This is a genomic window from Streptomyces sp. NPDC111628 (assembly GCF_055635195.1).
In genome coordinates, this window is record NZ_JBVKBZ010000003.1 from 497,821 (window position 1) to 511,721 (window position 13,901).

Annotated in this window: 12 protein-coding genes; 2 read left to right on the forward strand and 10 right to left on the reverse strand. The window is 72.9% G+C overall.

All coding sequences use genetic code 11. The features are described from left to right. Nucleotides 1-69: 69 nt before the first annotated feature. Both ACZ7MF_RS17145 and ACZ7MF_RS17150 read right to left on the reverse strand, forming a co-directional pair. A complete protein-coding gene (locus ACZ7MF_RS17145) occupies nucleotides 70-1,677 on the reverse strand; it encodes a sulfite oxidase (RefSeq protein ID WP_471477616.1) in 1,608 nt (535 codons plus the stop codon). Between the two features lie 52 nt (nucleotides 1,678-1,729). Next, nucleotides 1,730-3,271, reverse strand: coding sequence for an alpha/beta hydrolase (locus ACZ7MF_RS17150; protein WP_471477617.1), 1,542 nt, complete (start codon nucleotides 3,269-3,271; stop codon nucleotides 1,730-1,732). Nucleotides 3,272-3,363: 92 nt separating this feature from the next. Between ACZ7MF_RS17150 and ACZ7MF_RS17155 the strand changes: the two genes are divergently transcribed. After that, the gene (locus ACZ7MF_RS17155; RefSeq protein WP_471477618.1) at nucleotides 3,364-4,386 is read left to right on the forward strand and encodes a MerR family transcriptional regulator; all 1,023 of its coding nucleotides are present in this window, start codon (nucleotides 3,364-3,366) and stop codon (nucleotides 4,384-4,386) included. On the opposite strand, the gene ACZ7MF_RS17160 is transcribed toward ACZ7MF_RS17155, so the two are convergent. From ACZ7MF_RS17160 to ACZ7MF_RS17175, 4 genes are all read right to left on the reverse strand, one after another. Continuing rightward, nucleotides 4,329-4,595 (reverse strand): hypothetical protein, encoded by a 267-nt coding sequence (locus tag ACZ7MF_RS17160; protein ID WP_471477619.1) that lies wholly within the window; start codon nucleotides 4,593-4,595, stop codon nucleotides 4,329-4,331. The two genes, ACZ7MF_RS17155 and ACZ7MF_RS17160, sit on opposite strands and share 58 nt — an antisense overlap. An 86-nt stretch (nucleotides 4,596-4,681) precedes the next feature. Then, nucleotides 4,682-5,683, reverse strand: a complete 1,002-nt coding sequence (locus ACZ7MF_RS17165; RefSeq protein ID WP_471477620.1) for an aminoglycoside phosphotransferase family protein — start codon at nucleotides 5,681-5,683, stop codon at nucleotides 4,682-4,684. Nucleotides 5,684-5,763: 80 nt separating this feature from the next. Then, the gene (katG, locus tag ACZ7MF_RS17170; RefSeq protein WP_471477621.1) at nucleotides 5,764-7,986 is read right to left on the reverse strand and encodes a catalase/peroxidase HPI; all 2,223 of its coding nucleotides are present in this window, start codon (nucleotides 7,984-7,986) and stop codon (nucleotides 5,764-5,766) included. Between the two features lie 29 nt (nucleotides 7,987-8,015). Continuing rightward, the gene (locus ACZ7MF_RS17175; RefSeq protein WP_471477622.1) at nucleotides 8,016-8,471 is read right to left on the reverse strand and encodes a Fur family transcriptional regulator; all 456 of its coding nucleotides are present in this window, start codon (nucleotides 8,469-8,471) and stop codon (nucleotides 8,016-8,018) included. Between the two features lie 132 nt (nucleotides 8,472-8,603). Between ACZ7MF_RS17175 and ACZ7MF_RS17180 the strand changes: the two genes are divergently transcribed. Next, nucleotides 8,604-9,704, forward strand: coding sequence for a DUF475 domain-containing protein (locus tag ACZ7MF_RS17180; protein ID WP_471477623.1), 1,101 nt, complete (start codon nucleotides 8,604-8,606; stop codon nucleotides 9,702-9,704). A 36-nt stretch (nucleotides 9,705-9,740) separates the two neighbouring features. On the opposite strand, the gene ACZ7MF_RS17185 is transcribed toward ACZ7MF_RS17180, so the two are convergent. From ACZ7MF_RS17185 to ACZ7MF_RS17200, 4 genes are all read right to left on the reverse strand, one after another. Next, nucleotides 9,741-11,174: a WGR domain-containing protein gene (locus ACZ7MF_RS17185; protein ID WP_471477624.1), complete on the reverse strand. Its 1,434-nt coding sequence runs from the start codon at nucleotides 11,172-11,174 to the stop codon at nucleotides 9,741-9,743. Nucleotides 11,175-11,286: 112 nt separating this feature from the next. Beyond that, a complete protein-coding gene (locus ACZ7MF_RS17190) occupies nucleotides 11,287-12,447 on the reverse strand; it encodes an oxygenase MpaB family protein (RefSeq protein ID WP_471477625.1) in 1,161 nt (386 codons plus the stop codon). A 13-nt stretch (nucleotides 12,448-12,460) separates the two neighbouring features. After that, the gene (locus ACZ7MF_RS17195) at nucleotides 12,461-13,519 is read right to left on the reverse strand and encodes a polyprenyl synthetase family protein (protein ID WP_471477626.1); all 1,059 of its coding nucleotides are present in this window, start codon (nucleotides 13,517-13,519) and stop codon (nucleotides 12,461-12,463) included. Continuing rightward, a complete protein-coding gene (locus tag ACZ7MF_RS17200) occupies nucleotides 13,512-13,796 on the reverse strand; it encodes a polyprenyl synthetase (RefSeq protein ID WP_471477627.1) in 285 nt (94 codons plus the stop codon). The genes ACZ7MF_RS17195 and ACZ7MF_RS17200 overlap by 8 nt, the downstream gene beginning before the upstream one ends. Nucleotides 13,797-13,901 lie beyond the last annotated feature (105 nt).

The window sequence follows — 13,901 nt, forward strand, 5'->3', positions numbered from 1 at the left end:
GTCTCAGTCGACACGTAGACAAGACAGAGCCGGAACATGTGACACGTTTCGGTCGACCGCTTCCGGTCGTCAGTCCACCGTCACCACCACCGAGTGCCATCCACTGGCCCCGTCGGGCACGGTGCGGGTGCGCTTGTCCGTCTGCACCTGGCCGGTCCGGTCGGTGGCCCGCACGGTGAGGGTGTGACCGCCCTTGGTGGCCCGCCAGGCGTACGACCACTGGCGCCAGGTGTCGCGCGAGTCCTCGGCGGCCAGGGTGGCCTCCTGCCAGGGGCCGTCGTCGACGCGGATCTCGACCTTGTCGATGCCGCGGTGCTGGGCCCAGGCGACCCCGGCGACCATCACCGTGCCCGCCTCCGGCCTGGCGAAGGGCTTGGGCGTGTCGATCCGGGACTGGGTCTTGATCGGTGCCTCGCGGGCCCAGTCGCGCTTGACCCAGTAGGCGTCGTAGGCGTCGAACGTGGTCAGTTCGATGTCCTCGATCCACTTGCAGGCCGAGACGTAGCCGTACAGGCCGGGCACGAGCATGCGGACGGGGAAGCCGTGGTCGAAGGGCAGGGGCTCGCCGTTCATGCCGACGGCGAGCATCGCGTCGCGGCCGTCCATCACGTCCTCGACGGGGCTGCCGATGGTCATGCCGTCCACGGAGCGGGCCACGAGCTGGTCCGCCGGGCCGCCCGCCGACGGCGGCCGGACGCCGCACTCCTCGAGCAGGTCGGCGAGCCGGACGCCGATCCACCGGGCGTTGCCGACGTAGGGGCCGCCGACCTCGTTGGACACGCAGGTGAGGGTGATGTCCCGCTCGATCAGCTCCCGCCGGAGCAGGTCGTCGAAGGTCAGGTTCCTCTCCCGGGTGACGCCCTCGCCGTGGATGCGCAACCGCCAGGCGGTGGCGTCCACCTTGGGGACCACCAGGGCGGTGTCGACCCGGTAGAAGTCGCCGGTGGGGGTCACGAAGGGACTGACACCCGCCACCCGGACCTGTGCCCGCCGGGGCATCGCCGGGGCGGGCGAACCGGGCGGCGGAAGGGTGACGTTCTCGCGGGAGGCGACCGCGTCCCGTCCGCTCACGCCGCTCAGGGCCCGGCCCAGCACACCGGCCCCGGCCGAGGCCGCGGCGGCGGCGGTCGCCGCGATCACGAAGCGGCGCCGGTCCCAGCCCTCCCCCGGCTCCCCCTGCTCCCCCGGCACATCCCGGTGCGGTGCCGGGACCAGACCTGCGAGGAAGTACAGGAGCACCGCGCCGGCGATCGCCCCCAGGACGGAGGGGAGGGCGTCCGTGACTCCGGTGGCGTCGGGCCTGCCGAGGGCGGCCGCGGCACCGACGGCGCCGAAGACCAGGACCCCGGCGGCTCCGGCGCGCCGCCGGCGGACCGCGAACGCGCCGACGGCCAGGGCGAACAGGGTCAGCACGGCGAGGATGCCGAGCTGGAGCACCAGCTTGTCGTCGCTGCCGAAGGTGCGGATCGCCCAGTCCTTCACCCCGGCCGGCGTACGGTCGATGGCGGCCGCCCCGACCGCGACGACGGGGCCGGCCTGCGGACGTACCGCCGCCGCCACCAGTTCGGCGACGGCCAGTGCCGCGCCGCCCGCCAGCAGACCGCTCAGGGCGCCCAGTCCCAGGCGCGTCCAAGTCCTCGCGGGCGGTTTCCGTGGGGTCGTGCCGTGGTCGCTCACGCCGGTAATCCGACACCGGGCGGCGGGCGGATTGGTGGCGCGGCGCCCTGGGTCACCGCGAGTCCCTCCCGAAAGCGTGATCCAGGACCGTGCGCAGCGCGTGCCGCACCGCCGTGCGTGACTCGTCGGTCAAGTCGACGGTCTCGAAACCGTGGTGGCCGTGCGGCACGTCGACCACCTCCACGTCGGCCCCGCAGTCCTTGGCCGCGGCCAGGAACTCCTCGACGGTGGCGGCGATCTCGGGCATCTCCCGTCCCACCCGGGTGAGGACGACGGGCAGGGCACCGGCGTTCGCCACGGCGCGCACCGGTCGGAAGCGGGATGCGGACAGTCCCCAGTTCGGCAGCGGCGCCAGGACGGGGTAGGTGGCCGCCAGGCAGCGCAGCCAGGCCGGCGGGGCGTCCAGCCAGTCGGCGGCGATCAGGCCGCCGCCGGAGAAGAACCACAGCGCGACCCGGTCCCCGTCCACCCGTGGATCGGCCCGCACCGCTTCGACGGCGGCGGCCACGTCCGCGGCGGCACGCTCGTAGTCGCCGAGGTCGTGCAGGCGGTGGTCGAGGAGTGCGCCGACGGCTCCGTCCCCCGCCACGCACCGCGCGTACCCCGTCAGTCCGGGCCAGTCCCGCGGGGTGGGCCGGGCGTCGGCGGGGACCGGTCCGCCGTGCACGAGCACCACGGCGGGCCGGGGCTCCTCGGCGTCGGGCAGGTAGAGGTCGACATTCCCGTGCCGCTCCCTCGGGACGTCGGGCACGTCCATCAGGAACGGCCGCAGGTGACCGGGCCCCGCGGCGTCGTCGACCGGCTCCAGCCGGTGCCCCTCGCCCGCCGCGGCCCGCAGCAGTACGTCCGTCAGCTCGGCGGGCACGGACAGCATCGGCCAGTGCCCGGTGGGGAGTTCGAAGAAGCTCACCCGGGGGTCGGTCAGGGGGCGCAGCGCGGGATCTCCGAGGCGCACCAGCATCTGGACCAGCTCGATGCTCGTACCGTTGGCGGTGCACAGCACGCCGGTGGTGGGCACCGGGCCGACGGCGCCGGTCAGCCGCAGCGGCTGGAGCAGGGTCCCCAGCGGCTGCGGCGCGGCGAGGGCGGTGAGCCGGTCCAGGGCCGCGTCGGGTACGCCGGCGGTGCTGCCCCAGCGCGGCCACTCCTCGTGCGCCGGAGGCGGCAGCACCCCGTCGGCCTCGTCGGCACCTTTGGCACCTTTGGCACCGGCGAGGTGCTCGCGCAGGGACTGGTCGGGCACGGCGGCCAGGGCGGGGACGCCGTCCCGCGGCAGCCCCGAGTCCAGGTGGACGATCCGGTCGATGCGCTCCGCACGCCGGTCGGCGGCGCCGACCGCCGGGTGGATGCCGTAGTCGTGGCCGACCAGCACGATCCGCTGGTCCCCGGCCGCGCCCACCGAGTCGATCACCGCGAGCACGTCCGCGATGTGGGTCTCCAGGTCCACGCCGGGCGCGGCGGCCGCGCGCGGTCCGTCGAGGCCGGTGAGGGCGACCGGGTGTGCCTCGGCGCCCCGGGTGGTCAGGCGCGCGGCCGTGTCCTGCCAGATGTGTGTGCCGGTGAACATGCCCGACACCAGGATGAACGCGGTCATGGTCTTCTCTCCTCCGTCCGCGACAGCGGCCCGGCCCGGTCACCGGCCCGCTGTCGCCGGTACGGTAGGAACTCCCCCTGAGGGAGGTTCAAGTGTTCACCTCGGACGACGGTCTGTGCGGCATCGGCGAGCTGGCCGAGGGCGCGGGGGTCACCGTCAAGACCGTCCGCTTCTACTCGGACCGCGGTCTGCTGCCGGAGGAGTCCCGCAGCGCCGGCGGGCACCGGCGGTACGGTCCGGAGGCACTCGACCGGCTGCGGCTGATCCGTGCGCTGCGTGCCCTGGGCCTGGCCGTTCCCGAGGTGCGCCGGATCCTTGACGAGCGGCATGCGCACGGCGCGGCGGGCGGCGAGGGCGGGGCGCTGGAGGCCGCGGTGGCGGGCCGGCTGCGTGAGGTCGGCTCGGAGTTGGGGGCGTTGCGCTGGCGGGAGGCCGCGCTGCGGCTGGTGCAGGAGGCCCCGCCCGGCGAGCAGGCCGACCGGCTGCGGTTGATCGGTGCCGTGTCCGTCCCGCCGAGCACGGCCCCGCTGGTGCGGTTCTGGCGCGGCTGGCTTCCGGCGAGGATGCCGGCCCGCTCGGCCGGCGCGTTCCTGGACGTGGCGGTCCCGCAGCCGCCGGACGAACCAGCCCCGGCCCAGGTCCTGGCGTTCGCCCGCCTCAACGCCCTCACCCTCGCCCCGTGCCGCCCGGGCACCGTCCAGCCCCAGCCCGAGGCGCACCGGGCCGCCGGGGCACAAGGGGCCGCCCTGCTGTACACGGGGCTCGCGGAGGCGTACGAGCTGGCCGGGGTGCACCTGCGCCGCGGCCGGGAACCGCACCCGGGTGAGGCCCTCGACGCGTTCGTCGCCTCGTACACCAGCGCGTACGGGGTGCGGGACACCCCCGGCTTCCGCCGCCGGCTGGCCGGGCAGCTGGCGGCCGACCCTCGGCTGGACGGCTACTGGGAGCTGGTGGCCGAGGTGACCACCGCTCCCGGCGCGCGACCGGAACCGACGCCCGGGTCCGCGCACGACTGGCTGCTGGCGGCGCTGACCGCCGGGACGGGGGCGGTGCCGGATCAGGGCACGTCGCCCCGCCAGTCGAAGCGGCGGGTGTCGCCCGGCCTCGGCGCGTAGGCGGAGCGGCCGCCCGGGCCGTAGCGGCCTATCTCCGTCGCCAGCGTCACCGCGCGGGCACGCTCCTGTTCCGTGAGGTCCGTGACGTCCAGCAGCAGTCCGTCCAGGGGCCCGCCCACCAGATGCGCGTAGACGCGTCCGGCGCGCGGCCCGGGGTTGTCGTGGTCGGCCCCGTAGACCCTGCCGCGCATGAACTCCACCTCATCCATGCCTCGAAGCCTCGCACCCGCCACTGACAACGGCACCCGAGCGCCGGGGACGATCCCTCCGGACGAGCCCTCCGGACGAGCCCTCCCTAGAGCGGTGGTTCGTCCAGCAGTTCGAGGAGGCAGCGTGCGCCCGCCGCGGCCGTCGCGGCACCGGCGGCGCCGGACGCGGTGGGGAAGAGCCTGCCGTAGGCGGCGGCGCGGTTGAGGGCGCCGAGCCGCCAGGCGAGGCTCACCGCACGCCGCAGCTGCGCGGCCGTACGGCCCTCGCCCGTCCAGGGTTCGAGGTAGGCGTCGCGCAGGCGCGGCAGTACCTGCGGCCCGTAGCGCTCGGCGGCGCGGCGGGCGGGGACGGCGAGGCTGGAGAAGGGCTGGGCGACGACGGCGTCGCCCCAGTCGAAGAAGGTGAACCTGCCGGGCGCGGGGCGGAACAACTGGCCCTCGTGCAGGTCCGCGTGGTCGAGGGAGTCGGGGACGCCCAGGGCCGTGAGCTCCGCGCACCAGTCCAGCAGGCGGGGGCGCAGTTCCCGCAGCGCGGCCCGGTCCCGGGCGGACAGCGGCGCGGTGTCGAGCCGGTCCAGGACGCCGGCCGGCGCACCGGCGGGCACGGCGGGCACGCCCAGGCGTTCGATCTCGCTCGCGCGCGTGGTGAGGGCGTGCTGCATGACCGCGTACTGGCGCAGGAGTTCCTCCCAGTCGCCGGGACCGACCGGTTCCCGTGCGAGGACGTCCCGGAAGAGCGGCCCTCCGTCGGGCAGCAGCGACCAGCCGCGGGCGGCGTCCACTGCCAGCGGCTCCAGTACGTGCCCGGGGACCCAGCGGGCCAGCGCGGCGGTCAGCGCGCCCTCGAAGGCGCTGGCCGGCGGGTTCGCCTTGAACCACACGGCCTCGCGTCCCACGACGTCGACCCGCAGGAGGACGGACCACGGCCGCAGCCGGACCCGCCACCGCCCCGTCGGGCGCAGGCCGTGGGCGGCCAGCCGGGCCTCGGTCCAGCCGACGGCCTCGGTACGCCAGGCCGGTTCCTCCCAGGGGGTGACGGTGTCCTGGTACCGCCCGCGGTCCACGGTCGCCGGCGTGTCACTGAGCATCACGCCATCCCAGCACCGTGCACCGCGCGCGGCCACCGGATTTCGCCCCGCCCGGGGCTTCCCGGGCGGGGCGGGGTGGATCAGGCCAGGTCGAAGCGGTCGAGGTGCATGACCTTGACCCAGGCGGCGACGAAGTCGTGCACGAACTTCTCCGCCGCGTCGTCGCTCGCGTAGACCTCGGCGAGCGCCCGCAGCTCGGCGTTGGAGCCGAAGACCAGGTCGGCGCGGCTGCCGGCCCACTTGACCTCGCCGGTGGCCGCGTCACGGCCCTCGAAGGTGGTCCGGTCCTCGGACGTCGACGTCCACGTGGTGCCCAGGTCGAGCAGGTTGACGAAGAAGTCGTTGGTCAGCGAGCCGGGCGTCCGGGTGAGGACGCCGAGCTGGGACTGCTGGTGGCCCGCACCCAGCACGCGCAGGCCGCCGACCAGGACGGTCATCTCGGGCGCGCTCAGGGTGAGCAGGTTCGCCCGGTCGAGGAGCAGGAACTCGGCGGGCAGCCGGTTTCCCTTGCCCAGGTAGTTGCGGAACCCGTCGGCGGTCGGTTCGAGGGCCTCGAACGACTCGGCGTCGGTGTGCTCCTCCGTCGCGTCCACGCGGCCCGCGGCGAAGGGGACCTCCACCGGGAAGCCGGCTTCCTTGGCGGCCTTCTCGACCGCGGCCGAGCCGCCGAGGACGATCAGGTCGGCCAGGGAGACCTTCTTCACGCCGGACCCGGAGTTGAACTCCCGCTGGACGCCCTCCAGGACGCGCAGCACCTGCGCCAGCTCGTCGGGCTCGTTGACCTCCCAGCCGCGCTGCGGCTCGAGGCGGATACGGGCGCCGTTGGCACCGCCGCGCTTGTCGCTGCCGCGGAAGGTGGACGCCGAGGCCCAGGCGGTGGTGACCAGCTGCGCCACCGACAGGCCGGACTCGATGAGCTTGGTCTTGAGGGTGGCGACGTCCTCGGCATCGACGACCTCGCCCTCGGGCTCGGGCAGCGGGTCCTGCCAGACCAGGGTCTCCGCGGGGACCTCCGGGCCGAGGTACAGCGACTTGGGACCCATGTCGCGGTGGGTCAGCTTGAACCAGGCGCGGGCGAAGGCGTCCGCGAATTCCTCCGGGTTCTCGTAGAACCGGCGGGAGATCGGCCCGTAGATCGGGTCGACGCGCAGCGACAGGTCCGTGGTGAGCATCCTCGGGCGGTGCTTCTTGGACGCGTCGTGCGCGTCGGGGATGATCTCCGGGGCGTCCTTGGCCACCCACTGGTTGGCGCCGGCCGGGCTCTGCTCCAGCTCGTACTCGAACTCGAAGAGGTTCTTGAAGAAGCCGTTGCCCCACTGGGTCGGCGTGCTGGTCCAGGTGACCTCCAGGCCGGAGGTGATGGCGTCGCCGCCCTTGCCCGTGCCGTGGGTGCTCTTCCAGCCGAGGCCCTGCTGCTCCATGGCGGCGGCCTCGGGGTCGTCGCCGACGGCGTCGGCCGGACCGGCGCCGTGGGTCTTGCCGAAGGTGTGTCCGCCGGCGATGAGCGCGACGGTCTCCTCGTCGTTCATCGCCATGCGGCGGAACGTCTCACGGATGTCGCGGGCGGCGGCGATCGGGTCCGGGTTGCCGCCCGGGCCCTCCGGGTTGACGTAGATCAGGCCCATCTGGACGGCGCCGAGCGGATTCTCCAGCTCGCGGTCGCCGGTGTAGCGCCGGTCGTCGAGCCAGGTGGTCTCGGGGCCCCAGTAGACGTCCTCCTCGGCCTCCCACACGTCGGCGCGGCCGCCGGCGAAGCCGAAGGTCTCGAAGCCCATCGTCTCCAGCGCCACGTTGCCGGTGAGGACCAGCAGGTCGGCCCAGGAGAGGTTCTGGCCGTACTTCTTCTTGACCGGCCACAGCAGGCGGCGGGCCTTGTCGAGGTTGCCGTTGTCGGGCCAGCTGTTGAGCGGGGCGAAGCGCTGCTGGCCGGCGCCCGCGCCGCCGCGGCCGTCACTGATGCGGTAGGTGCCCGCGCTGTGCCAGGCCATCCGGATCATCAGCGGGCCGTAGTTGCCGAAGTCGGCGGGCCACCAGTCCTGCGAGGTGGTCAGCACCTCGGCGATGTCCCGTTTCACGGCCGCGAGGTCGAGGGCCTCGAAGGCCTCGGCGTAGTCGAACTCCTCACCCAGCGGGTTGGCGACGACGGGGTTCTTGGCGAGGATCTTCAGGTTGAGCCGCTCCGGCCACCACTGACGGTTTCCGCCGCCCTGCGTGGGGTGCGGGGCGCGTCCGTGGGCGACCGGGCAGCCGCCCGTCTCCTCGGTCTTCGCGTCGGTCACGATGGCGTCGTGGTTCTCGGACATGGGAGGGAAATCCTTCCGAACGGGGCGGATCAAGGTGCTGGGGAACTGCCGGGGGTGGAGCAGTCGGGGCACAGGCCCCGGTAGATGACCTCGGCCTCGTCTATCACGAAGCCGCGGTCGTCGGAGGCGGTCAGACAGGGCGCGTCACCGACGGCGCAGTCGACGTCGGCGAGGGCGCCGCAAGACCGGCACAGGACGTGGTGGTGGTTGTCACCGACCCGTCCCTCGAACCGCGCCGGGCTGCCGGGCGGTTCGATACGGCGCACGAGCCGTGCCGCGGCGAGGGCGTGCAGGGCGTCGTACACGGCCTGGAGGGAGATGTGTCCCACGCGTCGGCGCACGCCCGACGTGAGGGCCTCGGCGTCGAGGTGGTCCCCCGCCCGGACGGTTTCGAGCAGCGCGACACGGGCAGCGGTCACCCGCAGTCCCGCCCGGCGCAGTTCGTCGGCGGTGGCCGGATTCCGGGAGTTCCGGGATGCCGTCATGGCGGCGAACCTACTCCCTGGGACACGAACGACTCAAGGAAACGAACGACTCCAGCGTGGTAAACAACGTGCGTGGCGGGCACTGGCAGGTGATGCCGCCCCGTACGGCACGACGACAGGAATGAGTGGCCGGTGCTTCTGAAGACGTTCCGCTGGGCCTTCGCCGTCACGGCCCTCGGCCTGGCCGCGGGTGTGCTCTACGACGGCTGGACCGCCCTCGGCATCGTGGCGATCCTCTCCGTCCTGGAGATCTCCCTGTCCTTCGACAACGCGGTGATCAACGCCGGGATCCTGAAGAAGATGAACGCCTTCTGGCAGAAGATCTTCCTCACCGTCGGCATCGTGATCGCGGTGTTCGGGATGCGGCTGGTCTTCCCGGTGGTGATCGTGGCGATCAGTGCCCGGCTGAGCCCGTGGAGCGCGGTGCACCTGGCGCTCACCGACAAGGACCGCTATCAGGAGCTGGTGACGGACGCCCACCCGTCGATCGCGGCCTTCGGCGGCATGTTCCTGATGATGATCTTCCTCGACTTCGTTTTCGAGGACCGGGAGATCAAGTGGCTGGGGTGGCTGGAGCGTCCGCTGGCCAAGCTCGGCAGGGTCGACATGCTGTCGGTCTGCATCGCCCTGATCGTGCTGCTGGTCGCCGCGACCACCTTCGGCGCCCACGCCCACCAGCACGGCGGTACGCACGCCGACAAGGCGGAGACCGTCCTGCTCGCGGGCGTCGCCGGTCTGATCACCTACATGGTCGTGGGCGGTCTCTCCGGCTTCTTCGAGCAACGCCTCGAGAACGAGGAGGAGCGCGAACAGGAGGCGGAGAAGAAGGCGGAACGGGCGGGGCGGCCCGGGTCCCCCGTCAAGCTGGCGGGCAAGGCGGCGTTCTTCATGTTCCTCTACCTGGAGGTCCTGGACGCGTCCTTCTCCTTCGACGGTGTCATCGGCGCCTTCGCCATCACCAACGACATCGTCCTGATGGCCCTCGGCCTGGGCATCGGCGCCATGTACGTCCGGTCGCTCACGGTCTACCTGGTCCGCCAGGGCACCCTCGACGACTACGTCTACCTGGAGCACGGCGCCCACTACGCCATCGGCGCGCTCTCCATCATCCTGCTGGTCACCATCCAGTACGAGATCAACGAGATCATCACCGGCCTCGTCGGCGTCGTCCTCATCGGCGCCTCCTTCTGGTCCTCCGTACGCCGCAACCGCGCCCTGCGGACCGGCTCCTGAGCGGCGGCCCCGATCGCCCGACGCGCCCCGGCGCCGTCACTGCAGGCGCCTGATGTCACCGCGCACCCGGTAGAAGCCGCCCGACGCGGCGTGCAGCGCGTCGACCACGTAACGCGCGCCCGGCTCCCGGATCGCCCTCGGGAACTGGACGTTCCACGAACGGTCGTACCCTTCCGTCACCACATGGATCCGGGTACGGCCGCTCTCCTGGACGCATTCGACCACGACCGAGCCCGCGGGCGCCGCGGTCACGGTCGTCACGGCGGTGGCGGCGGTGGCGGGCGCGTACGTCGGCAGGGTGGCGGCGAGCTTCACGTCCCGGGCGACGGGCACCGAGCCCTGCTGCGCCGCCGTGACCGCCGCCTCGCTCGCGTCCACGCACACCAGGGAGCCGTCGGTGGTGACGAGGAACAGCCGCTCGTCGCGGTACTGCATGGACAGGGCGGAGCCGCCGCCCGTGCCCAGCTTCCACAGCCGGGTGCCGTCCCGGTCAAAGCAGTACACCGAGGACGCGGAGTCGCCGGCGAAGACGAACCGGCCGCCGGGAGAGGTGGCGCACGAGTACACCGGGCTGTCGCAGTGGTACGTCGCCTCGATGCCACCGGTGGCCTTGGACAGCCGCTGGACCGTGTGCCGCGCCGTTCCCGCGTAGACCGCGTCGTCCTCCTGCCAGCCGAAGAGCACGGCTCCCTGGGTGGGCGTGTGCCACAACTCGGCGCCGCCGTCCGGGGAGTGGGCGGTCACGCCGCGGGTGTGCCCGTGGTAGACGGCCCGGTCGTCGGCGCGCACCATCCAGGCGTGCTCACCGCGCCCGCCGCGCGACCACTGGTGTTCGTCCTCGTGGTCGATCACGGTGAGCCGTCCGGCGCGGTCCGCGACGTTCAGCACGCCCTCGTGGATGTCGAGCCAGAAGATGTCCACGTCGGCCGCGATGTCGTAGGCGGCGAAGGGCAGTTTGGACGACAGGTCGTAGACCCGGCCGTCGTCGCAGCCGGCGTAGATCCAGAAGTCGTCGGCGACCAGGCACTTGACGCCGTCCGGCAGTTGGTAGCGGGCGAGGACCTCGCCGCCGTGGGCGAGGGTGTAGACGTCGCCGGCCTGATTGCCCACCCAGCACCGGTCCTCGTCGATGTGGATGCCGAAGGCCGCGGAGCCGGTGCGGAACCGCCACAGGACCGGTGCGACGGCGCGGGCGGTGGACGGCGCGGAGGCCACCTGCCGGCGGGTGACCGCGCGGGGCGCGCGCTGTCCCTGCACGGCGGGCTCGTAGCCCTTGCGCACCTTCTCGCCTATCTTCTTGGCGGCCGCGGCCGCTGCCTTCTGGGCGGTGGGGAAGGTCGACGTCTGGGTCTGTCCTGCCGCGCCGATCCGCCCGTAGCGCACCGTCACGACCTGTCCCTGGACGGTGACTTCGTAGAACTTGTGCGCGCTCCCGTCGTCCTGCGACAGCTCCAGGTACGTCCTCGACATGGCAGACCTCTCCCCGGTCGGTCCCGCGGCGTGTTCCGCGGGTTCCACTGATCACACCGTACGAGGTCCCACTGACAGTCGGCCGTGACGGCGGATCGGCGGGTGCGGCCGCTCAGGAGACGGTCGGGGGCGGCGGGGTCCAGCGGCGGGTGCGGGCGGCGGCGCCGGAGACGCCGTACTCCTTCCTCAGTCGTTCGGGGATGGCGTAGTGCATGACGCGTCCGCGGGTGAGGGAGGACAGTTCGAGGACCGTGGTGAGGTGGCCGAGCCGGTCCAGGGCCCACGCGCCCAGCGGTGAGCGGTCCTCGATGGTCTCCAGGACGCCGAGGAGGTGCGGGGCGGCCTTGACCAAGGTGTCCCAGGGGGTGCGGGGGACGTCCAGCCAGTCGGCGCACGTGTCGCCGACGAGGTGGCGGATCAAGGCGGAGACGACCGGGTCGAAGAGGGTGCCGGGGACGACTTCCTCGTACAGGTCGATCAGTTGCCTCGTCAGGTGGGTGCCCTCCTCGGAGGGGCCCATGTGACGCAGCATGTACAGGTCGAGGAACTGGCGGGCCTCGTCGAGCGTGGCGGGGACGGCCGTCTGGTCGACGCCGAGCATGGCGCCGACGACGCGCCAGGCGTAGTAGTAGGCGTCCGCGCCTTCGGCGGACATGTGGATGCCGAGCCGGTGCAGGCTGTCCAGGACGAGCAGGGAGAAGAACAACTGCCCGCCGATCATGTCCTCCTGGCAGATGGGGACGCCGAGGGTGCCGGTGTCCCAGCGGTCCTCCCGCTTCAGGTGGTGGCGGATGGCGGCGTGCAGCAGGCGTACCTTCTGGGCGGCCGGGATGAAGCGTCCGCCGGACTCGAAGGCGTCGGGCTGCATGAGGTAGACGGTGAACTGGCCGGTCTCCGCCATCCGTTTGGAGGGGTAGTTCAGGCCGTGGGTGGCCGACAGCAACCGGGCCACGTGCGGGACCAGGTAGCAGGCGGGCATCGACGCGAAGGACAGGGCGGTGGAGATGTGCACGTTGTTGTCGATGAAGAACAGGCGGGCCCTCTCCATCTCGTCCCAGTCCACCCAGTCCGGCGGGGTGCCGGTCACCCGCAGGTACTCCCGGGCGACGCCGGGGAGGCCGTCCGGGAGGTCCTGGCCGGTGGTGGAGACGTAGCGCATCAGTGAGTTGAACGTGCCGACCTCGCCGCGCTCGAAGAGGGTGGCGACGACCGCGTCGGCCAGTTCGTCACCGCTGCGGCGCAGGGCGTCCATCGACTTCTCGGTGTGGGTCATCGCGGTCTCCTCGTCAGTGCGTGCGGTCGGTGGCCTGCTGGGCGAGTTCACGCAGGGCCCGGCGCGCGTGCGGTGGTGTCCCGGCGGCGTCCAGGGCGCGGGTGGCCCGCTCCACGCGGTCGGCGATCATCCGCTCGATCCGTTGCGGCGCGTTCAGCTCCCGCATGAGCCGGCGTACGTCGTGCAGGTGGGTAGCGTCCAGGTCGCCCCGGCCCAGCAGGCGGCGCAGCCAATCCCGTTGGGACGCGTCGGCGGCCTTCCAGGTCTCGGCCAGCAGTGCGGTGGGCCGGTGGGCGCGCAGGTCGTCCAGGCTCGCCTTCCCGGTGCGTTCCGGGTCCCCGAACAGGCCGAGCAGGTCGTCGCGCAGCTGGAAGGCCTCGCCGAGCGGCAGTGCGTAGGCCCGGTAGGTGTCCCTCAGCGCGGGGGCGGCGCCGGCCAGCAGGCCGCCGATGAGCAGGGGATGCTCGACGGTGTACTTGGCGGTCTTGTAACGGACGACCTTCAGGGAGGTCCCGGTGTCCGGAGGTCCACCGGTGTGCAGGATCTCCAGGCACTCGCCGGCGATGAGTTCACGGGCGAGCGCGGCCCACAGGTCGCGGGCGCGGGCGAGATAGGCGGCCGGCAGACCACTGGTGGTGAACAGGCGGCCCGCGAGGACCATCAGATGATCGCCCACCAGCATGGCCAGGGAGCGCGCCGCCGTACGGGCGTCCGGGCGGCCGTCCCGGATGAGTACGGCCTCCAGGGCGACGTGCGCGGTCGGCAGGCCGTGGCGCAGGCGGCTGTCGTCGATGAGGTCGTCGTGGACGACCGCGGCGGCGTGCACGAGTTCCATGGAGGCCGCGGCCCGTACGAGCGCGTCGCTCTCGGGCTGTCCGGCCGCCCGCCAGCCCCAGTAGCAGAAGGCCGCCCGCAGCCGTTTGCCGTGTCCGGCCGCCTTCCACAGCTGGTCGGCCACGGGCGCGAGGGCTGCGTCGACGGCCGACAGGTGGCCGGCCTCCTCGTCCAGGAAGCTCCGCAGGACGCGGTCGACGCGGGCTTTGAGGCCCGCCTGGTCCCAGCGGTCAGACATCGCCGTCGTCGGCTGCCCGGCGGGCCTTCACGTGCTGGGCGAGAACCTCCAGGTGGGCGGGCGGCACCTGGGCGCACCGGTCCAGGGCCAGCCTGCCCCGGGCCTGGAGGTCCTGTTCCGCCTCCCGTACCAGGTCGGTGGTGTCCGAGCGGCCGAGGAGCCCGCGCAGCCCGCCCACCGCCGAGCCGATCGTGCTCACCGCCAGGTCGGCGAGTCCGGCGACCAGCAGCACGGCCCGGTCGTCCCCGCCCGGTCCCTGTCGTCTCGAATGCGTCATTCTTCCGCCCCAGGTGGTCACGTGGTCACGGACGCGCCCGGTCGACGGCACGCCCGGTCAGAGCATGACCGCACGAAGGGGGCGGAAGATCCCGAATACCCCTTT